General features: G+C 61.1%; 19 protein-coding genes. 14 read left to right on the forward strand and 5 right to left on the reverse strand.

What is annotated here, in order from left to right:
• Positions 1-9: 9 nt before the first annotated feature.
• Complete coding sequence (locus tag JQ641_RS20200) at positions 10-639, reverse strand: OmpA family protein (RefSeq protein WP_211997725.1); 630 nt, start codon at positions 637-639, stop codon at positions 10-12.
• 507 nt (positions 640-1,146) lie between these two features.
• On the opposite strand from JQ641_RS20200, the gene JQ641_RS20205 reads away from it, so the two are divergent.
• The 8 genes from JQ641_RS20205 to JQ641_RS20240 all read left to right on the forward strand — a co-directional run bounded on the left by JQ641_RS20205 (position 1,147) and on the right by JQ641_RS20240 (position 10,491).
• Complete coding sequence (locus JQ641_RS20205) at positions 1,147-1,377, forward strand: hypothetical protein (RefSeq protein ID WP_211997726.1); 231 nt, start codon at positions 1,147-1,149, stop codon at positions 1,375-1,377.
• A 141-nt stretch (positions 1,378-1,518) separates the two neighbouring features.
• On the forward strand, positions 1,519-2,688 hold the full coding sequence (locus JQ641_RS20210; protein ID WP_211997727.1) for a winged helix-turn-helix domain-containing protein: 1,170 nt from the start codon (positions 1,519-1,521) through the stop codon (positions 2,686-2,688).
• Positions 2,689-2,819: 131 nt separating this feature from the next.
• Positions 2,820-4,154 carry an MFS transporter gene (locus JQ641_RS20215; RefSeq protein WP_211997728.1) on the forward strand — a complete coding sequence of 445 codons (1,335 nt, stop codon included), beginning with the start codon at positions 2,820-2,822 and terminating at the stop codon, positions 4,152-4,154.
• A 243-nt stretch (positions 4,155-4,397) separates the two neighbouring features.
• Entirely contained in the window at positions 4,398-5,504 is a 1,107-nt protein-coding gene (locus tag JQ641_RS20220) for an efflux RND transporter periplasmic adaptor subunit (RefSeq protein WP_211997729.1), read from the forward strand.
• A 38-nt stretch (positions 5,505-5,542) separates the two neighbouring features.
• On the forward strand, positions 5,543-8,695 hold the full coding sequence (locus tag JQ641_RS20225) for an efflux RND transporter permease subunit (protein ID WP_211997730.1): 3,153 nt from the start codon (positions 5,543-5,545) through the stop codon (positions 8,693-8,695).
• Between the two features lie 18 nt (positions 8,696-8,713).
• Positions 8,714-9,319: a TetR/AcrR family transcriptional regulator gene (locus tag JQ641_RS20230; RefSeq protein WP_211997809.1), complete on the forward strand. Its 606-nt coding sequence runs from the start codon at positions 8,714-8,716 to the stop codon at positions 9,317-9,319.
• A gap of 119 nt (positions 9,320-9,438) precedes the next feature.
• Positions 9,439-10,071, forward strand: coding sequence for a flavin reductase family protein (locus JQ641_RS20235; RefSeq protein WP_211997731.1), 633 nt, complete (start codon positions 9,439-9,441; stop codon positions 10,069-10,071).
• A gap of 162 nt (positions 10,072-10,233) precedes the next feature.
• A complete protein-coding gene (locus JQ641_RS20240; RefSeq protein ID WP_211997732.1) occupies positions 10,234-10,491 on the forward strand; it encodes a hypothetical protein in 258 nt (85 codons plus the stop codon).
• Positions 10,492-11,065: 574 nt separating this feature from the next.
• On the opposite strand, the gene JQ641_RS20245 is transcribed toward JQ641_RS20240, so the two are convergent.
• Positions 11,066-12,052 carry an ABC transporter substrate-binding protein gene (locus tag JQ641_RS20245; protein WP_211997733.1) on the reverse strand — a complete coding sequence of 329 codons (987 nt, stop codon included), beginning with the start codon at positions 12,050-12,052 and terminating at the stop codon, positions 11,066-11,068.
• Between the two features lie 432 nt (positions 12,053-12,484).
• Here JQ641_RS20245 and JQ641_RS20250 point away from each other — a divergent pair, with 432 nt between their 5' ends.
• The 4 genes from JQ641_RS20250 to JQ641_RS20265 all read left to right on the forward strand — a co-directional run bounded on the left by JQ641_RS20250 (position 12,485) and on the right by JQ641_RS20265 (position 17,391).
• Positions 12,485-13,474: an ABC transporter substrate-binding protein gene (locus JQ641_RS20250; RefSeq protein WP_211997734.1), complete on the forward strand. Its 990-nt coding sequence runs from the start codon at positions 12,485-12,487 to the stop codon at positions 13,472-13,474.
• 220 nt (positions 13,475-13,694) lie between these two features.
• Positions 13,695-14,678 (forward strand): ABC transporter substrate-binding protein, encoded by a 984-nt coding sequence (locus JQ641_RS20255; protein WP_211997735.1) that lies wholly within the window; start codon positions 13,695-13,697, stop codon positions 14,676-14,678.
• A 401-nt stretch (positions 14,679-15,079) separates the two neighbouring features.
• Positions 15,080-15,862 (forward strand): alpha/beta fold hydrolase, encoded by a 783-nt coding sequence (locus tag JQ641_RS20260; RefSeq protein WP_211997736.1) that lies wholly within the window; start codon positions 15,080-15,082, stop codon positions 15,860-15,862.
• Positions 15,863-16,410: 548 nt separating this feature from the next.
• A complete protein-coding gene (locus JQ641_RS20265; protein WP_211997737.1) occupies positions 16,411-17,391 on the forward strand; it encodes an ABC transporter substrate-binding protein in 981 nt (326 codons plus the stop codon).
• Positions 17,392-18,160: 769 nt separating this feature from the next.
• On the opposite strand, the gene JQ641_RS20270 is transcribed toward JQ641_RS20265, so the two are convergent.
• Positions 18,161-18,406 (reverse strand): hypothetical protein, encoded by a 246-nt coding sequence (locus tag JQ641_RS20270; protein ID WP_211997738.1) that lies wholly within the window; start codon positions 18,404-18,406, stop codon positions 18,161-18,163.
• A gap of 486 nt (positions 18,407-18,892) precedes the next feature.
• Here JQ641_RS20270 and JQ641_RS20275 point away from each other — a divergent pair, with 486 nt between their 5' ends.
• Positions 18,893-19,096: a cold-shock protein gene (locus JQ641_RS20275; protein ID WP_192738421.1), complete on the forward strand. Its 204-nt coding sequence runs from the start codon at positions 18,893-18,895 to the stop codon at positions 19,094-19,096.
• Positions 19,097-19,111: 15 nt separating this feature from the next.
• Here the strand turns inward: JQ641_RS20275 and JQ641_RS20280 are convergent, their stop codons facing one another.
• Complete coding sequence (locus JQ641_RS20280) at positions 19,112-19,294, reverse strand: hypothetical protein (protein ID WP_211997739.1); 183 nt, start codon at positions 19,292-19,294, stop codon at positions 19,112-19,114.
• Positions 19,295-19,451: 157 nt separating this feature from the next.
• Between JQ641_RS20280 and JQ641_RS20285 the strand changes: the two genes are divergently transcribed.
• The gene (locus JQ641_RS20285) at positions 19,452-19,604 is read left to right on the forward strand and encodes a hypothetical protein (RefSeq protein ID WP_211997740.1); all 153 of its coding nucleotides are present in this window, start codon (positions 19,452-19,454) and stop codon (positions 19,602-19,604) included.
• Between the two features lie 212 nt (positions 19,605-19,816).
• Here JQ641_RS20285 and JQ641_RS20290 read toward each other — a convergent pair whose 3' ends face one another.
• Positions 19,817-19,972 carry a hypothetical protein gene (locus JQ641_RS20290; RefSeq protein WP_211997741.1) on the reverse strand — a complete coding sequence of 52 codons (156 nt, stop codon included), beginning with the start codon at positions 19,970-19,972 and terminating at the stop codon, positions 19,817-19,819.
• Positions 19,973-21,051 lie beyond the last annotated feature (1,079 nt).

Consider the following 21,051-nt stretch of genomic DNA (forward strand, 5'->3'; position numbering starts at 1 on the left):
CGCGCGAACTTACTTCGCGGCGGTCTTGGTATCCATGTTGACGACCTGGACGCGGCGGTTGGCCGGGTCCAGCGGCGCGTTCGCATCCTTCGGCTTGGTCTTGCCGTAGCCGACGGTCACGAGATCAGAGCCGTTGATGCCGAACTCCTCGGTCAGCACCCTCTTGATCGTATCGGCGCGGCGCTCGGAGAGGTCCTGGTTGTAGGCCTCGCCGCCGACCGCATCGGTATGACCGGCGACCATGAAGGTCGAGCCCTTCAGGGCGGGGTCCGAGAGCGCCTTGCCGAGTTCTCCCACCGCCTGCTCGGAACTCTTGCTGATTGCGGCCGAGTTGTAATCGAACCGGATTTCGAGATCGATCTTGGGTTTGGTCGCGGCGAGCTCGGCCATTTCCTGGCGCTCGTCGAATGAGAGCGACCGGGTCTTCCGGTTGCGCAGCGAATTAACGAAGCTGGCTTCTTTTGCCTGCTTGGCGGTGTCTACCTGCGGGGTCATCGAGAGGCTGCGGGTTGCCGATGTCGGCTTCAACGCGCGGATGATCTTGTCTGCCGAGACGGTCTCGCCGGCAAACGCAACGCCCGCTGTCATCGACAGCACGGCGCCGAATGTCAGGATGGAAAATCCTTTAATGCGGGTCATTGTCGTCTTCCTCATTGTTACGCCTGCCAGATTGGCTGGTTGGCGGTTTGATGCTGCGACGATAAGACAGGTTCAAACCGACTAATGTGATCTAGGTCACGTTGGAAGCAGCCGGTTTTCCTTGATATGGGGTCGCTGCGTTACTCTGTGTGATCTAGATCACTGCGTTCCCTGCGGCTTCAGTAAAGGACGCTTGCGATCCGCCTGCAATGATCCAAAGCGCAATGGCCTCGTGTTGCAGGTATCAGCGAACCCGTGCCGCTTCCCGGCCTCTTCGTTGCTGTTTGCTGGTCGCAAAGCCGTCGCGTCAGCGCCGATCTGCGAACAACAAATCGGCATGATGGACACCTAGCAAGATTCTCCACGAAGAGAATCCCAAAAGAAAATCAGAAGAAAAGGTTTGGGCAAGCAAGAGCAGGCGGGCGGGTGTTTCAGTCGGTAAAGCGTCAACGTGAGTATCAAAATTATCGTAACGTTCCACCGGAGCTCACGGGCTCGGCAAGTTCGATGCCGACCTTGATCGGCGCGGCGATGATCGCGGCGGCGATCCTGCTGTCGACGTTCATCAACGCGCTCGGCACCCGCTATACCGCCGTCGAAGGTCCGAGCGAAGAGAGCGCGTGGCTGGTCGATCGCCTGACTGGCAGCGTCTACAAATGCCGCGCCCCGGACCATGGCAAGGCGTCCTGCGAGGCGGATATCGCAACCGGCAGCGTCCCGGACCGGCCGAAGAGATAGCGTTTTCGAGCGACGCCTGCCCCGGACTTGATCCGGGGTGGGTACCGGTTCGCGTTTAAGAAACGCGTCAAACAAAGAGTCCGTTCCCCATCCCGATTCCGGGACTTCTCCAATCAGCGAATCCGATTACATTGCGGGACAATGCCCCGCGCGACAAAACCCCACCCCCTGACCAAGACCGAGGCCCGGCGAATCTGGCTGCGTGCCCAGCGGCTCGATACGCCTGACCCGTTCGGCGAGGGGCCAGCAGCCACTGCCGCCGCGGTGGAGCATCTCGGCTATGTGCAGATCGACACCATCAACGTGATCGAGCGCTGCCACCACCACATTCTCTTCAGCCGCATCCCCAACTATCGCCGCGCGGACCTGCGGCAGGCCCAGAGCATCGACAAGAGCGTGTTCGAATACTGGACCCATGCGCTGTCCTATGTGCCGTCGAAAGACTTTCGCTTCTTCGTGCCGGGCATGAAGCTGCACAAGCGCGAGGGCCATAGATGGTTCGCGTCCGTCAGCCCCGCCGACACCCGCAAGGTGATGCGGCTGCTCAAGCGGGACGGCGCGCTGACCATCCGCGACATCGAGGACGACGTGCTGACCGAGAAGGAGCACCTGTGGGCGAGCCGCAAGCCGTCCAAGCGCGCGCTGCAGCTGGCGTTCTATACCGGCGCGGTCACGATCTCCGAACGCACCGGCATGCTGAAGACGTATGAGCTGATGACGCGGCATTTCGGCTGGGACAAGCCGCCGAAGCCGGCATCGAACCTCGAGACGACCACCTATCTGCTCGATCGTGCCTTGCGCGCGCAGGGGCTCGTCAGCCTCGATTCGATCTGCCATCTCGATGCGCCGAGCAAGGCCGCCGTCCGCCGCCTGATCGAGGCGCGCGTCCGCCGCAAGGAGATGGTGGCGATCGCCCTCGAAGGCGCGGGCAAGCAGGAACATTGGGCGCGGGCAGAGACGCTGGAGCAACCCACGGGCGAGGGCGATGGCGGCCTGGTGCACATCCTTTCGCCGTTCGATCCCCTGATCATCCAGCGCAAGCGCACCGAATTGTTCTTCGACTACGGCCATCGTTTCGAGGCCTATGTGCCGAAGCAAAAGCGCCTGTTCGGTTATTTCGCGCTGCCGGTGCTGGTCGGCGAAGACATCGTTGCCGCGATCGATCTGAAGACCGACCGCAAGGAAAAGAAATTGCTGATGCAGAAATGGAACTGGGTCGGCAAGGGCGCCGCGAAGGCTCCGCGCAAGGAGCTCAAGCGCCGCATCGAGGAAGAGCTGCATCGCTTCGAGCGGTTTCAGCTGGCGGAGTGAAGCCCAGCCATTGCGTCCCGCGCATTGCCCCCATCCGATTGCGGATGCGCTGCTCCCGCAAATCGGATTGACACCGTTTTGCCAATGCTCAAAACCCCGGCAACAGCAACAAACGGCCCGGGAACAAACTTATGAGTCTTGCCACCACGTCAGTCGCCGCCGGCGGCGCCAGCAGCGACATCGAAACCTCGACCATCCGCACGATCTCATGGCGGCTCATTCCATTCCTGATCCTGGCCTATTTCTTCTCCTATCTCGACCGCGTCAATCTCGGCTTCGCCGCGCTCACCATGAACGCGGAACTGAACTTCACGCCGCTGATCTTCGCCTGGGGCGCCGGCATCTTCTTCATCGGTTATTTCATCTTTGAGGTGCCGAGTAACCTCGCGCTGGAAAAATTCGGCGCCAGCCGCTGGATCGCCCGCATCATGGTGACCTGGGGCATCATCTCGGCGGCGATGGCGCTGGTGAGCGGCGAACTGAGTTTTTACGTGCTGCGCTTTCTGCTTGGCGTCGCCGAAGCCGGCTTCTTTCCTGGCATCATTCTCTATCTGACCTATTGGTATCCGGCGGAATATCGCGCGCGGTTCCTCGCCGCGTTTGCGATCGCCGTTCCCGTCTCCACCGTGATCGGCGCGCCGATCTCGGGCCTGCTGCTCGGGCTCGACGGCATGATGGGGCTGAAGGGCTGGCAGTGGCTGTTCATTCTCGAGGGCATTCCCTCGGTGCTGCTCGGCATCGTCACCTGGTTCTATCTCACCGACAGACCTGACAAGGCGGACTGGCTGACGTCTGAACAGAAGGCGTGGCTGGCGGCAAAGCTGCAGGCGGAGATCGCGACCAAGCAGGCGGCAAAGCACCTGACGCTCGGGCAGGCGCTGTCATCGCCGAAGGTGCTCATGTTGAGCATCGTTTATTTCGGCTTCGTCGGCGCGCTCTACGGCATGCAGTTCTGGCTGCCGCAAATCGTCAAAGCATTCGGCCTCAGCAATGCGCAGACCGGTTTCGTCACCGCGATCCCGTTCCTGTTCGGCACCATCGCGATGATCCTGTGGGCGCGGCACTCCGACGCCACGCGCGAGCGCGTCGCCCATGTCGGTGGGCCGCTGCTGCTCACCGCCGTAGCACTCGGCGCCTCCAGCTACATCTCCGATCCCGTCACGACGATGGTGCTGCTGACGATCGCCGCGATCGGCGTGTTCTGCACGTTTGCGGTGTTCTGGACATTGCCGACCGCGTGGCTGTCGGGTACCGCCGCAGCGGGCGCGATCGCGCTGATCAACTCGATCGGCAACCTTGCGGGCTTTGGCGGGCCGTATCTGGTCGGCTGGGTCAAGGAAGCCACCGGGAGCACGTCGACCGGTTTGCTGGTGCTCTCGCTGCTGCCGCTGGCGGCGGGGCTGCTGGTGTTTCTGGCCGGGCACGACACCAAGACCGAGTTCGGTGGAGCAGGGCAGGGGAAATAGCTTTACCCGTCGCCCCTGCGAACGCAGGGGCCCATACGCCGCGGCCCCGGGGAAGGGCACGCGGCCAGTGGTCTTCCGCCTCATCGGCATTTGTGGCTATGGGCCCCTGCGTTCGCAGGGGCGACGGGAAAGTTGGGTTCCTTAACACCCGTTAACTCACGAATTGGTGTTCACTGACGAATATTGACATTCGTCAGTGAACATTCAATAATCTTCATCAGCATGTAGCCGATGGAGAAACCGATGTTCGCCCGATCCATTTTTTCCAGCTATTACAAGCTCTTGACCGGAGCGGCGCTGGCGTTGGCGGTGTTTTCGCTGACCGGCTGCAATGAAAAGGCAGCCGAAAAGGCCGCTCCCGGGCGCCCGGTTCTGGTCGCCACCGTGCATTATGAGGCGGAAACGCCGGAACGCAGCTTTGTTGGCACCATCAGGCCCCGGATCGAGACCGACATGGGTTTCCGGGTCCCGGGCAAGGTCGCAAAGCGCCTCGTGGAAGTCGGCCAGACCGTTGATGTCGGCCAGCCGCTCGCCACCCTCGATGAAGTCGATCTGAAGCTACAGGCCGAGCAGTCCGAAGCGGAATACCGCGCCGCGACCGGCGTGCTGGCGCAGGCCTCTGCATCCGAGCAGCGCGCCAAGGATCTGCGCGCCAAGGGCTGGACCACGGACGCGCAAATGGATCAGAGCCGCGCGGCCGCCGATGAGGCCCGCGCGCGCTTCTATCGTGCCGAACGTTCGGTCGAACTGACCAAGAACTCGCTCTCTTATGCGACGCTGGTCGCCGATACCCGCGGCGTCGTCACCGCGACCCTGATCGATGCCGGCCAGGTGGTCGCCTCCGGCCAGACCGCGGTCCGTGTCGCGCGCTTTGCCGAAAAGGAGGCCGTGGTCGCGATCCCGGAAACTCTGGTGGGCCGCGCCAAGGATGGTGCCGCCTCCGTCACGCTGTGGTCGGACGCCAACAAGAAGTATGTCGCAAAACTGCGCGAGATCGCGCCGACGGCGGATCCGGCAACGCGCACCTATTTGGCAAAGTTCTCGCTGCCCGGCGCCGGCGACAGCGTTTCGCTCGGCATGACCGCAACGCTGACGCTGTCCGATCCCGCCACCGAGAACGTCGCGAAGCTGCCGCTGTCGGCGCTGTACAGCCAGGGCGGCAATCCCTCGCTCTACATCGTGGACGATGCCGGCGCCGTGACGCTGAAGCCGGTCGTCGTGAAATCCTACGAGAGCAATTCCGTCGTCATCACCGGCGGCGTGCCTGAAGGCGCCAAGGTTGTCGCGCTCGGTGTGCAGAAGCTCGATCCGGCCCAGAAGGTTCGGGTCGTCTCGTCGCTGTCGTTCTGATCCGCGGTCGGTAACAACGGAATACGTTGGAGAGTGACATGAAGCGCTTCAATCTGTCGGGCTGGGCGGTAAGCCATCCGACGCTGATCCTGTTCCTGATGATCGCACTGGGTGTGGCCGGCTACTTCTCCTACGAGCGGCTTGGCCGCGCCGAGGATCCGTTCTTCACCGTGAAGGTGGTCAACGTCTCCGCGATCTGGCCGGGCGCCACGGCGCAGGAGATGCAGACCCAGGTCGCCGATCCCATCGAGAAGAAGCTGCAGGAACTGCCTTACTTCGAGAAGGTGCAGACCTATTCCAAGCCCGCGTTCACCGCGATGCAGGTCACGTTCAAGGATTCGACGCCGCCCAAGGACGTGCCGTATCTGTTTTACATGCTGCGCAAGAAGCTGGTCGACGTGCAGGGCCAGTTGCCAGCAGGCCTGCTCGGTCCCGTCGTCAACGACGAGTTCAGCGACGTCGACTCCATCCTTTATATGATGACCGGCGAGGGCGCCGATTACGCGCAGCTGAAGAAGGCCGCCGAAGGCATGCGCCAGCGGCTGCTGAAGGTGAATGGCGTCACCAAGGTCAACCTCTACGGCACCCAGGACGAGCGCATCTTCGTCGAATTCTCGCACGCCAAGCTGGCGACGCTTGGCATCACGCCGCAGGCGCTGTTCGATTCGCTGGCCAAGCAGAACAACGTCACGCCGGCCGGCACGGTCGAAACCTCCTCGCAGCGCGTGCCGCTGCGCGTCACCGGCGCGCTCGACGGCGCCAAGGCGGTTGCCGAGACACCGGTCGAGAGCAACGGCCGGATCTTCCGCCTCGGCGATATCGCCACCGTCACCCACGGCTTCGTCGATCCGCCGACCTTCAAGGCGCGCCAGGAAGGCAAGCCCGCGCTCGGTATCGGCGTGGTTACCGCCAAGGGCGCCAACATCCTCGAGCTCGGCAAGGAAGTCGAGAACGCGACCAATGACTTCATGAAGGCGGTGCCGCAGGGCATCAATGTCGAGCAGATCGCCGACCAGCCGAAGGTGGTCGAACGCGCCGTCGGCGAGTTCGTGCACTCCTTCCTCGAGGCGCTGGCGATCGTGCTGTTCGTCTCGTTTTTGGCGCTCGGCTGGCGAACCGGCATCGTGGTGGCCATGTCGGTGCCGCTGGTGCTGGCGATCGTCTTTATCGTCATGAACGCGATGTCGATCGATCTGCACCGTATTACATTGGGCGCGCTGATCATCGCGCTCGGCCTGCTCGTCGATGACGCCATCATCGCGGTTGAGATGATGGTGGTGAAGATGGAGCAGGGCTGGGACCGCGTTCGCGCGGCGTCCTTTGCCTGGGAATCTACTGCGTTTCCGATGCTCACGGGTACGCTGGTCACGGCCGCTGGCTTCCTCCCCATCGGCTTTGCCAATTCCGCGGTCGGCGAATATGCCGGCGGCATTTTCTGGATCGTGGCGATTTCGCTGGTGGCGTCCTGGTTCGTCGCGGTGATCTTCACGCCCTATATCGGCGTCAAGCTGCTGCCGAACATCAAGGTCCACCACAACCACGATCCGCACGCGGTCTATGAGACCCGCGTCTACCGCATCCTGCGCAGCATGGTGCAGTGGTGCGTCGACCACCGCATCAAGGTGGTGGTGGCAACCGTCGGCGTGTTCGCGCTCTCGATCGTCGGCTTCGGTAACGTCCAGCAGCAGTTCTTCCCGCTGTCGGAACGTCCCGAACTGTTCCTGCAGCTGCGCCTGCCCGAAGGCACCGCCTTCAACGTCACCGAGAAGTCGGTGAAGAAGGCCGAGGCGCTGCTCAAGGACGACAAGGACATCGCGACCTACACCTCCTATGTCGGCCAGGGTTCGCCGCGTTTCTGGCTCGGCCTCAACCCGCAACTGCCGAACGAGGCCTTCGCCGAAATCGTGATCGTGTCGAAGGACGTCGACGCCCGCGAGCGCATCAAGGCGCGGCTGGAGAAGGCGGTCGCCGGCGGCGACCTCTCCGAGGCGCGCGTGCGCATCGACCGCTTCAATTTCGGCCCGCCGGTCGGCTTCCCGGTCCAGTTCCGCGTGATCGGCCCCGACCCCAACAAGGTCCGCGACATCGCCTATCAGGTGCGTGACGTGATGCGGCAGAATCCCAATGCGCTCGAGCCGCAGCTCGACTGGAACGAGCAGTCGCCCTACCTCAAGCTCGTGGTCGATCAGGACCGTGCCCGCGCGCTGGGTCTTACCCCGCAGGACGTCTCGCAGGCGCTCAGCATGCTGATCTCGGGTGCGCCGGTGACGACCATCCGCGACGGCATCGAGAAGGTCGGCGTGGTCGCCCGCGCCGTGCCGTCCGAGCGGCTCGATCTCGGCCATGTCGGCGACCTCACGGTCACCTCGCGCAATGGCGTCGCCGTGCCGCTGCAGCAAATTGCAAAAATCGAATACGCCCATGAGGAGCCGATCCTGTGGCGGCGTAACCGCGACATGGCGATCACCGTGCGTACCGACGTCGCCGACGGCGTGCAGGCGCCCGATGTCACCAACCAGATCTGGCCGAAACTGCAGCAGATCCGCGACAGCCTCGAGCCGGCCTACCGGATCGAGCCGGGCGGCGCGTTCGAGGAATCCGCCAAGGGCAACGCCTCGATCGCCGTGCTGTTTCCCCTGATGGCGCTGGTGATGCTGACGCTGCTGATGATCCAGCTGCAGAGCTTCTCGCGCCTGATCCTGGTGTTCTTGACGGCGCCGCTCGGCATCGTCGGCGCCTCGCTCGGCCTCAACATCGCGGGCCAGCCGTTCGGCTTCGTGGCGCTGCTCGGGCTGATCGCGCTGGCCGGCATGATCATGCGCAACGCGGTGATTCTGGTCGACCAGATCGAGACCGACGTTTCCCATGGCATGACGCGCAAGGAGGCCATCGTCGAAGCCACCGTGCGGCGTGCCCGGCCGGTGATCCTGACGGCGCTGGCCGCCATCCTGGCCATGATCCCGCTGTCGCGTTCGGCCTTCTGGGGCCCGATGGCGATCACCATCATGGGCGGTTTGTTCGTTGCAACCTTCCTGACCTTGCTGTACCTGCCGGGCCTCTACGCGCTCTGGTTCCGCAAGAGCCTGGAAGAAAGCGGCCAAGCCAAGCAGCCCGATCTTGCGCCGCAACATGCCGCCAAGGAGCTGAGCACGTCTCCACTCGCATTTCCGCTTGCCGACGCGGCGGAATAATTGAACATTGGTTCTGACATGACGCTGATTGCTGAAAATGTGGAAACCGACACGCGGGAGCGTATTCTCGTCGTGGCGGAGCGTCTGTTCAGACAGCTCGGCTACCAGAAGACGACGGTCGCCGACATCGCCAAAGAACTGCGCATGAGTCCGGCCAACGTCTATCGCTTCTTCGATTCGAAGAAGTCGATCCACGAAGGCGTGGCGCGCACCCTGATGGGCGAGGTCGAGGTCGAGGCGCGGCGGATTGTGGCTGCACCCGGTCCGGCCAAGCAGCGTCTGCGCGATCTGCTCACGACCATCAATCGCATGAACTCGGAGCGCTATGTCGGCGATAACAAGCTGCATGAGATGGTCGCGATCGCGATGGAGGAGGACTGGGACGTCTGCGTCGCCCATATCGAGTGCGTCACCGGCATGATCGGCGAGGTGATCGGGCAGGGCGTGGCGTCCGGCGAGTTCGAGGCCCCTGACCTGCCACTGACCGCGCTCTGCACCTGCACCGGCATGATCCGCTTTTTCCACCCGCAGATGATCGCGCAGGCCGTCAACAAGCCTACCGCCACAATCGACCAGATGATCGATTTCCTGTTCCGCGCGCTGGAGCCGCGGCAGGCGAAATAGCCGGATTTCCGACGTAGGGTGGGCAAAGGCGCATGCGCCGTGCCCACCATTGTTACTTCAATAAAGTCGGCGGGAAGGCTACGCTTTGCCGACCCTGCGATTGAAGGAAACACCGGAAAATGGACGCCAAGAGCCCCAAAGACCTGCATTTTTACGAACCCGCCAAGGGCCACGGCCTCAAGCACGACCCCTTCAACGCCATCATCGCGCCGCGCCCGATCGGGTGGATTTCGTCGCGCGATACCGAGGGCAACGTCAACCTGGCGCCCTACAGCTTCTTCAACGCGTTCTGCTACAAGCCGCCGATCATCGGCTTCTCCTCCACCAACTGGAAGGACAGCGCCGCCAACATCCAGGAGACCAAGGAGTTCGTCTGGAATCTCGCCACCAAGGATCTGGCGCAGCAGATGAACGCCACCGCGGCCCACGTCGCCCGCGACGTCAGCGAGTTCAATATCGCCGGCCTCACGGCGGTACCCGGCAAGCTCGTCAACGTGCCGCGCGTCGCCGAAAGCCCGGTGGCGTTCGAGTGCAGGCTGACGCAGATCATCCAGCTGCAGGGCGCCAACGGCGACAAGGCGCAGGCCTGGCTGACGCTCGGCGAAGTCGTCGCCGTCCACATCGACAAGGCCATGATCAAGGACGGCGTCTACCAGACTGCGCTGGCCCGCCCGATCGTCCGCGCCGGCCGCAGCGGCGATTATTTCGAGATCAAGCCGGAAAACATGTTCGAGATGATCCGTCCGGATTGATCGCCTCACGCCCGGCGCTTCGCGGGGTCCACAAATCGTTCCTGCAATTGAACCAACACCTCGTCCGGCTACACCCAAGCCGTGTAGCGCGGATGCAACGACTGCCGTGACCCGGCCGATTGCGGCCTGGTCATCGAAGCAGCGCTTGATGACGGGTGTCGAATGCAGTTTTTCCTTTGTGAGATCGTCGCTCGCCTCGTCGCGATCTATTTTTGCTTCGATTGCAGCCGCAGGTTCTGGAATGGCCTCGTCGAAAGAAAAATCGAGGTCACCGGTGAGGATATTCTGGACTACGAGACCTGGATTTTTCAAAAAGACGAAGCGCCGGTCCGTTACTGGATCTCAATGGGCTGGAATTTGATCACCCTGGCTGCGTGCGTCGTTGTTGCGATATTCGGGTGGTGGCTCCCAAAGACCTGAGCCTCCGCTGTCGGCGCTTTTCGGAGTTCTCCGCGGGGCCCGAATCCGCTCGTCTCTACAAGCTCGCCAACGAGCAGCGAAGCCTGCTTGAGAAAATGTCACGTCTGGCGATGCAGAGCGCGCGGTTGGCGATTGAAATGGCTTCGCGCTTTCCGTGACCGAGGCTCGGCGCCGGTCTATTTGGCTTTGAGCACTCTGAGAGCCGCAATAGCTTCAGCGGAAGGCTCTCGTGCGTGAGGCTCACGAGACATCCATAACCGATATTTGCGCGGCTCGCGGCGTTTGAGGATCGGCCAGGTAAATGCCATCGCCCGCGTGATACTGCCATCAAGATCAACGAGCCAAATCCGGCCGAGGCTCAACGGTATCGGTGTTTCCTCTATTCGCTTCCATTTGCTGGGACTAGGCTCAACGGCCCGACGAAATCGCTTGAAAAGCATTGGCTTCCCCTCGTTTTCCCAGCGCCTATACTAATAGCCAAAACCCGGCCGTCCAGCGGGCGCTTGCACGCACCGCCAGTCGAGCATCCGTTCGGCACGATGAGGGCCCGCATGGGGGCGACGTACTTGGTGGCTCATTCGATCACACGGTCGGCGCGGGCGGTAACGGACGCCGGTATCGTGATGTTGAGTACGCGCGCGGTGCGCAAATTGAGCCATACTTCATAAACAGTAGGCTCTTCGACGGGGATATTGGCCGGTTTCTCCCCTTTCATGATCTTGTCTGCGAGCCGCGCGCCCTGCCGGGCGATTGCGACAAGCTCCGGTCCGAGGCTCACCAATCCTCCCAGTGCAACGGTCTCCCTGAATCCGTGAACGGACGGCAATCCATGCTCCAATGCGAGCTCCGAAATCCGCTTGCCGTTGACGAACGTAAGAGCTCCGGAAATCACCAACACGCCTTTGACGTTGTTTCGCATCATTTCAGAGAATGCAGCGTCCAGCTCGTCGGTCGACGTAAAATCCACCGGCACCAATGTGACGCCGAGTGCCGGCAGCCACGGCTCCAGCGAAGCCATGGCGTATACTGAATTTGGATCATTTCCCGCTTTCAGAACGCCGACTCTGTCGAGATGGGGCACGATCTCCTTGAGGAGCTCAATTCGCTTTGCCCATGTCTCGGTCGCCGACTCATACGTCACCCCGGTCATGTTTCCTCCGGGGTGCGAAAGGCTCTGAACCGCGCCTATGCGCACCGGATCGCCCACACCAAGAAAAATGGCTGGCAAAGCGGGAGGAACAACTTTCTTGGCGGCGATCAGGCCGATCGTGGTCCAAACAACCAAAAGGTCGAGATTGGCCACCAAGGGGCCAAGAAGTTCCGCGAATTTTTCGATGCGAGCTTCAGTGAAGTGTGCGGTCAGATCAACATTGCGCCCTTGCTGGTAGCCGTACTCGGCCAATTTTTGTGAGAAGGCGTCGAACAGATATTGCCCCCTGTCACGCGGCTCCGGCCCGACAGTGCCCACGCGCCATACCCGCCCAACGGGTTGGGCGCGCGCGCTGTCCAGCATCGCAAGAGCCGCGCCCGAAGAACCGAAAACAAAATCGCGCCGTCGCATTTTATCCTCCCAAATGAGGATTGCGAAATCGCAACGCAGTGGCGGGCGCACGCCGACACGCGAACGGCAGCGGCATTCGCCGCCTGCCACTGACCAAAAATTCTTCGGCCGCCATCGGCACCAGTGAACCAACGGGACTTCGGCGTGCCCTGGCTGGCATCTCGCGGCAAGCTACACCAACTTCGTGCGAATCCGAAGGAGGAAGAAGGACGGGTTGCGGCGCTTGTCAGACTTGCGCAACCGAACCGATCACGTCCGTTTATGGGAGCCGAACGGCCCCCGCCGATGCAGGCGATGACTTCCGCAAATGACCCAACCGAGACATCCGAGCCTGACCAGTATCTGAGGCCGTTCGGGCGCCATTTCTCACCGCAGCGCATTCGCAAAGTGCTAGGCTTTAGGCCCGGGAAGAGACGTGTTCTTGGGGGATGCATGCGGCGACGCGAGTTCATAACGTTGCTGGGAGCTGCGGCGGCAGCTTGGCCGCTGGCCGCGCGCGCGCAGCAGCCCGCAGGGCGGGTCTACCGGGTGGGTTACCTCGCAACCAGCTCGCGGGAACGATCGCTCCATCTCATGAAGGCGTTCGAAGAGGGCCTGCGGAGCCTCGGCTACCGCGTTGGCGAGAATGTCGCTATCGAGTACCGCTTTGCCGATGGCGAGATGGGACGGCTATCCGCGCTCGCCACAGACCTGGTCCGGCTCGGTGTCGACGTCATCGTTGCCGGGAACAATACAAATACGGTTGCCGCCATGAAGGTGACCACGACGATCCCGATCGTCGTGGCCAGCAGTGCCGATCCAGTTAGTGCGGGGCTTGTCGCCAGTCTGGCGCGCCCCGGCGGGAACGTGACCGGGATCGCTCAGGACACGGGCGGTGAGCAACATGTCAAGCGGCTCGAGTTGGTGAAGGACACATTGCCGAACGTCTCGCGCGTGGGCGTTCTGTGGAATCCGGAATTTGCGCCCAATCCCGCCCGGCTGTCGTCGATGCGGGAGGCTGCCCCGGCGCTCGGCTTGACCCTTGTCCCGGCCGAAGCACGCGGGCTGGACGCACTCGAACAAGCGTTCGCGACGATGGTGAGGGAGCGCGCGCAGGCGCTCGTCGTACTGAGCGATGGCGTGCTCTTCAATTTTCGTGGACAGATTGGCGTCATGGCCGTCAGAGATCGGCTGCCGGCAATCGCTGCCGCAAGAGAATATGCTGAGACGGATTTTCTTCTGACGTACGGGATTGACTTACGAGATGGATTTCGTCGATCCGCCGCCTTCGTCGACAAGATTTTCAAGGGTGCAAAGCCTGCCGACCTGCCGGTCGAACAACCGACCAGGTTCGAGCTGGTGATCAATTTGAGGACCGCGAAAGCGCTTGGCATTATTATGCCTCCAGCGCTGCTAGCCCGCGCTGATGAGGTGCTTGAATAGGGATGCAATTTTTTGCAGTGCATGATTTCGCTGCTGGCACTTGTCGGTCATGGCGCGATCCGCCCGGCCTGGTCCGAACTACCCCGGTGGGCGGACATCGATGGGCACGCCAGCATTGACGCGAATGACCCTTAGCCGACGTTGTTGGACTTCAATCTGCCTACTTCCAGATGGCCGGTCGGAGTGACTACAATGCCGGTCGTGGGCCGAGGAAAAATCGATGAGGCGGCGCGAGTTCATCGCTGCAATTGGGAGCGCGGCCGCGTGGTCGCTTCCTGCTCTGGGACAACAGGCGGCTTCGCGGACTCTGGGCGTCCTTGACGTTGGATCGCTCGAGGGGGCACGGAGAAATTTTGGTTCGGTCCAGGAACGCTTGGCCGAAATGGGCTATGTCGAGGGCCGAAATCTCGCGCTTGAATACCGTTGCGCCGATAGTCACGAGGACCGACTGGGTGAGTTGGCCCGTGATCTGGCTCGGCATCGAGTAAATGCCATTGCTGTTTTTGCTGGGCCGTCAATCATGGCCGCCAAGGCCGCCACCACGTCAATTCCGATCATTTTTCTGACCGGTTTTGACCCTGTCGCGAGCGGTTTCGTCGTAAGCCTGAACAGACCGGGCGGCAACGCGACGGGGGTTTCAGTTCTCAATGTAGAGGTAATGGCCAAACGGCTGCAGATGCTTTGTGAACTGGTGCCGACGGCGAAGTCCATTGGGTTCTTCTATAATCCAACAAGCCTCGTATCAGCGTACGAGGACACTCTGAGGAGATTGGAACTGGCGGCTGATACCTTGGGAGTGAAGCTGCTCCGTGTCGAGACAGGAGGCCCCGATGATTTCAAGGAGGCTTTCGCAAGGATGGCTGGCGTGCGGCCGGATGCATTGTTGATTTCGGCTGACGCATTGATGCTTCGAAACCGCGAAAGCCTTGTTGGTCTGACAGCTCAACACCGCATACCGGCACTCTATCCAATTCGTGAATTCGCTGCTGATGGCGGATTGGTAAGTTACGGACCAAACTACGCCGAGGCCCGCCGACAGGTGGGCGCTTATCTTGGCCGGGTTCTGAACGGCGAAAATCCGGAAAACCTGCCGGTCCAGCAAGTCACAAAATTCGAACTCGTCATCAACATGAAGACAGCAAAGGCGCTGGGCCTTGGTGTACCAACTTCGCTGCTTGGCCGCGCCGACGAAGTGATTGAGTGAGCTTGTTGGAGTGCATGAATCCGCTGCTGCACTTGTCGGCCATGGTGCGATCCGCCCGGCCTGGTCCGAACTGCCCCGGTGGGCGGACATCGATGGGCACGCCAGCATCGACGCGGATGACCCTTAGCCGACATGGCAACCGGATCGGCGACGTCCGTCTTTAATGGTAGAGCGGACGCCCCGTTGAGAAAGTGCGGAAGCGCCGAAGGTGTCCAGTTGTCACCATGGCCTTTTGTTCGATCCATGGCGCTCGGTGCGAATGCTATGGCCTCTCATGTCGAAGAAGATAAGATACGTCTAATGCTGGTTCTGCTACTCCTCGTCCTGGGTATCCGCTGCTGCGGCTAGCAGTGGACATTGGCAAGGTACTGTTCGACGGGATAGTGATTTGGAGATGCCCCATGAAACTCGCGCATGATGGCGTGCAGCTGTCCTTTGACATCGCCGGGGCGGGACCGCTTCAATTCCTGTTCGTCCATGGCTTGGGCGGGGATCGCACGCATTTTGCACCGCAGGTGGAGTATTTCGCCCGTCAAGGTCGGGCGTTGAATGCCGAACTGCGGGGGCATGGTGAGAGCGACAAGCCACAACAGGCGTATTCGATCGAAGGCTTCGCCGATGATCTCGTCTGGCTGTGCAACCAGCAGCAGATCTCAAATCCGGTCATCGTGGGTCAAAGCATGGGTGGCAACATGGCGCTCGAAATCGCCGCCCGCTATCCGGACTTTCCTGCAGGCCTGGTGTTGCTCGATTCAGGGGTTCTCTTCCCTGCCTCGGCAGGGACGGTGTTCGCCGGATATCTGGAGGGCTTAAGGGGCGCCGATTTTGCGAGCGAAGTGCGGAAAATTGTGGCGGACTCCTGTCTGCCGACCGACAGATGCCGCGCTCATGTTGAACAGACCTTTCTGGCGACGCCACAGCACGTGCTGGTGTCCACGTTTACAAGTCTGTTCCCCTGGGATGTGCATCGGGCGCGTGAGTGCGCCCAGGCGTGCCAGGCCCCGGTGCTCTACATCGAAGCGGCCCATCGGCTCGCGGATCTGGATCGTTTTGCGGAGCTGTGCCCGCAACTGGTCACGGCCAAGGCCGTCGGCTCCGGGCATTTCCTGTCGCTGGAAGTGCCGGAGCAGATCAACCCGATGATCGACCGGTTTATCGCGCTCTACGTGCGAAGACACGGGTAAGCTTCGTCGCTGCCCGGCAGTGCGAGTTGTTAAGTGCCCGTGAAGGAGCAGGTGTTACAGCAGGCCATGGAGTCCTTGTCGGCATGGATCGCAGCATACCTGGTCGGCGAGTCCGATGATTGGATACCGCGAACACTATTGGGCTGGACCAGAGTCGGGCTGCTTGCGGGCCTGATCGGGCAGGTCATTTACCTGATCCACGCATCCATCGCGTTATCGGTCCCGGCCATCCTTTGGTTTAGCCTCCCTGCAAATGTACTGGCTGGTTGTCGTCCGCCGCGCTCTGCGGTGGCGCTACCCCGTCTAGCAAACATCAGTGACGGGCGACTTATTGTCCGCTCATGGCACTTGTCGGACATGGTGCGATCCACCCGGCATGTCCGAGTTGCCCCGGTGAGTGGACATCGACGGGTCCTTCAGCATCGACGCGAATGACCCAACTGAGACGTTGGCTGTGCACTGCGGCAATGGCTTGAATGCAGGGTCAGCCTCTTTCAAAGTGCTTGTTTGAGCCGTTAGGATGCTCTCTGCTGCGACTTGGGGCAGATATGAAGCGACGCGACTTCATCACGATATTTGGCGGTGCGGCGGCTACGTGGCCGCTCGCGGGAAGTGCGCAGCAGCCCGAGCGTATGCGGCGCATCGGCGTGCTCAGCCCAGGTTCTGATGAGTCAGCGCGCTTAGGAAATTGGCTCCAGGATGATTTGCGAGATTTGGGATGGCTCAAAGGAAAAAACGTGGTCTTCGAACGCCGTTTCGCGGAGAATCGGCTTGAACGGCTGGCTGAGTTCGCAGCAGAGCTGGTTCGCCTCAACGTTGACGTCATCGTGGCGACCGGAACACCTGGGCCGTTAGCGGCCAAGCGGGCCACCTCGACGATTCCAATCGTCATGACAGCCGCCGGCGACCCGTTGGGGAGCGGGCTCGTCGCCAGTCTGGCGCAACCGGGCGGCAACGTAACGGGCATGAGCCTCATGGCGCCGGACCTCGGTGGGAAGCGCCTGGAATTGCTCAGAGAGCTGCTTCCTCGAGTCTCTAACGTGGCTGTGCTTTGGAATGCGGCTAATCCGTATCCCGCCATCGTCTTCAAAGAGACACAGGCCGCAGGACGGGCTCTGGGAATAGACGTTCGATCCTTAGACGTGCGGGGGCCGGACGACTTCGATGGCGCATTCGCGGCGGCAAGACAGCACCGTCCCGACGCGTTGATTACTGTCGAAGACCCTCTCACCTTTACTTATCGAAAGCGCATTGCAGACTTTGCGGTTACTGAGCGATTGCCGTCGCTTCACGGAATTATCGAAGATGTGAAAGCCGGTGCCCTCATTTCCTATGGGGCAAACCTGCGTGATTTGAGTCGGCGCGCCGCCAGTTACGTCGACAAAATTCTCAAAGGTCTCAAGCCTGTCGATCTTCCAGTTCAGCAGCCGACGACGTTCGAACTGGCCATCAACCTCAAGACTGCCAAAGCACTCGGCCTCGCCATTCCGCCAACGCTGTTTGCCCGCGCCGACGAGGTGATTGAGTAGGAACACAATGGCTGCGGTGGTGGCGATGTCCGTTAACGGGGGGTAGACCGGAAGTCGCTGGCCGACCGTCAGACCGACGCGATTGACCCATACCGGACCTCGCAACACCTTAGGCGAAGTCGAGCCTGACGATGATCACTCTCAGATTGATCTTGACCCATGTCAAATAGCGGAGTGGGTGGCATCTAATCTGCGACACATGTGCCGTGCCCCGGGCCCCGATTTTCGGCGGATTTTGGAAAATGTCCAGGGGTTAGGCTAGTGGAGCTTATGCTTAACCTTTGTCGGGAGCTTTTCCGAGAGCCAACCGCGCATTTGACTTGGCTCGATAGACCGCTCGGGTTTGCATCTCCTGGCAGAAACGCGATGCCCCTTCCTGTAGAGATCGCCCGCCACCTTCTTAGCATCGTGCTCGTCACGGCATTCAATCGTCAGCCCGCCATAGCTTATTACCCACTTAGCCGATGGCTTAGGTGTAGCCGATGGCTCGGGGGCATCGCGGTCACCCCGCCCAATCAATCTCGCAAACTCAGCGTCAGCTTCTTCTCGCGACAGCCGAATGAGCTCACGATCATCCCTAGTCGCGGGACCGCGCTTCAGCCGGTCCCACACCATCCAAGTCCCGGCTAAAACGCCCCTTCTTAGGAGGTAACGCTCCATAGCACGCTCTAAAGTGGCCCGTTTATCTCCACGACCCGCGACACCGACTATGACTGGTCCAATCCGCTGATCAGCAAGACGGCCAAAAGCTTTCGGACATAATCCTTCTTCATCGATGGCACGGGGTGGTCTGGCTGGAAGGTGCGGGCTGCTCCTCCTGCTTCCACCGCGCCGCAAGCTGCTTGATCTGCTCGAAATCGAGGGTCGACTGTGCCAGGGAGGCGCCTTTTCGGACGATTATCGCCGCCGCATCGCGCTCTTCGGGGGGCAACATCATCCCTCGCGCCACTGCGGAACGAAGTTTCATGATGCCGTGATTGGCCAGGGCAACAAGCTCTTCCGGGTCTAAGGCCATTTTCCATGCCTACCCTTAGGCTGGCCGTAAGCCAGCACACGCGCCACCGGGTGCTCCAATTTCTAGGGTAGATTAGCGTTGGCTAATCTCAAGCTGCCCATTTGTATGGCACCACAATGGACGTGATCGGCCAGATGTTTGAGCACGCCTGTAAGCTCGGGCTGGCTTTCGCGCGCTGGAACTCTCCACCTTTGCCGTCACGCAGCAGGCCAAGATGCTGCGGGACTTCAAGGTCCTCTACTACAAGCGCTGGCACGACGAGAGGCAGCCGTCATGAAGCGCCGGCGCCGATCGATCAGGAAGCGCAACCGGCGGCGGCTGGCCTCGCACGCGCGAAGGCTCAGACGGTAATGATCTCGTAACGCCTAGGGCAAGGCCGTCGCAAAATCGTCATAGCGCCCGCTTTTTGCCACCAACGTGCCACCAGCTTGGCCAACGAATCGCGCGTGTTTGAATCCCACCTTTTCATTAGCGGGAGATACTGAAGTGGCGATAGGGACAGTGAAGTGGTTTAATGCAACCAAAGGGTACGGGTTTATCCAACCCGACGGCGGCGGCAAGGATGTTTTCGTCCACATTTCAGCTGTTGAGAAAGCCGGCCTGAGCAGCCTCAATGAGGGTGCCAAGGTGAGCTATGAAGAAATGAGCAACCGGGGCAAAACGTCCGCGGAAAATCTAAGAGTCGGGTGAATCAGGCCCGCTGGTTCACGACGGCGGGCTTTGTTCTGGCGAAGTTTGCGCAGACCCACGTGATTGACGGCTGCGTGCGCTATGTTCGGTCATTGCTTTCACCGCCTCGTTTTCGTCGGCGCAAAAAGCAATGCTCTGCCTATTCGCAAACACGAGCCATTGATGATGGCCAACTTCCGTGATGACGTATTCGGTCATTCCGGCCCCCATAAGCGAGTAGTTACATCTTAGGACAGCAGCCTTGCTGTTTTGTTAACCAAGATCCATCACGATCCTCGTGACCTTCTGGTGGTCACGCTTGAGTTAAGGCCGTCGCTCAGCGAACCCAGCGGCGGCTTTTTCGTGAGGTAATCCGGTGGACTATCAGGCGTTCACGAACGAAAGCCTCACGATGATGTACGAGGCCGCGCGTGGCGCGCTGGCTGCCGACGATCCGGTCGAACGCCAGGGCGATGATCCGAAATTCAAGGTCCGCGACACGCCGGACTTCGTCGCAGAGTGGCGCTAACTTCCGCTCATGGCACTCGTCGGCCATGGTGCGATCCGCCCGGCATGTTCGAGTTGCCCCGGTGAGCGGACATCGACGGGCACGCCAGCATCGACGCGAATGACCCAACTGAGACATTGGCCGAGCACAACGGCAACGCTCTGGATGCAGGTTTCAGCTAGCAGATCAGCGGGTCCGAGCGCCGGCGCAGCGCACTTGATCTGCGTGGGTGCTCAGTCGCGTTCGAGGATCTTGGCGCCGGGGTAGACCTGGCGGGCGTAGGCAACGACCAGCGAGCGGTGCTGCGTCTCGAGGAACGGAGTCCGGATCTGACACGACCCGACGATGAGGTGCCACAAGCCGTTGATCTTCTCGATGATGACGTCCATGACAGTGTTTCCCTTCCGGCTTGCAAGTTTTGTGGTCGTTACTCCGCCCAGCGCTCAGTTCGAACGGCGTAACGCCGTCGAACGACAACCTCTCGCAGAGGGACGGATCGGGCCATTGCACGGACGTTCATCAGTGCCTTACATTCGTTTGGGACGATGATACTTAGGTTTATGATTGACCACTTGCGCGCCTCGTCGCTGCTTCATCGGCGGTCCGCATGGTCTTGCGCTTTCCCGCGACAAATTGACCCGACGGCTGCGCCCGGCGTAGCCTTGGCGAAGCCGGGGCAAAGCACTTCCGATTTAGCGAAATAATGTCAAGTAGAAAATTTCCGTAAATCAAAAATATTTCTGTTGTCGTCCGGCCCAAATCAGTGCGCATCTAACGCCATCCCGTCCCACTCAGAGGGGCGTTGGCCATCGTCACAACGAGGGGCGGGTCGCGGTGGACGCAACAGTTGCGATTGACGGTCGCGGCTGAGGCGTACGGCGAAAGCGTGTGGTCCTGGCGCCCGTAACGGCGTCAAGTCTTTCGGGAGCTAACGCTTCCGAGGGGCGACGGTGGCAATAGAGGCCGTCTCACCGGGGAGAGCGCGCTATAAGTCGTAAAGCCATTGCGCAGGGAATGTCGGATGCTCTCCGCTGCCCTGTATGCTCGTGTGCAGCTTTGTTTGCACTATTCGCACACGAGACCGCGGGTGCAGCGCGCATCCGGCATTCCCTGCGCCCTCTGAATTGAAGGGCGAAACGATTTGCAAAACTTCGGGCGCAATGCGTCGCGAGAATGCGGCGGCATTTTCAGGTGTCGTCACCCGCCCGAGTGCGCAATTGCGCACGGGGGGCGGGTGACCCAGTATCCCAGAGACAGCAGTGATTGAGTCGATAGGCCGCGGCGTACTGGGTCCCCCGCTTTCGCGGAGGACGACAGCGATGGGTGGGCAGCGCCATCGCATAGCCGGAACCGACACGCCTCACGGCGGTTATCTCCCGCCGCCCGGCCGCGTCAATTTCGCCCTATTTTCAAGGCGAAGTGTTCACCCAAACCCCGCATCATCAGCTAAAATAGCCTTCCGCGCCGC

Origin of the sequence: Bradyrhizobium sp. JYMT SZCCT0180 (assembly GCF_018130165.1) — a bacterium.
In the GTDB taxonomy this organism is placed as follows: domain Bacteria; phylum Pseudomonadota; class Alphaproteobacteria; order Rhizobiales; family Xanthobacteraceae; genus Bradyrhizobium.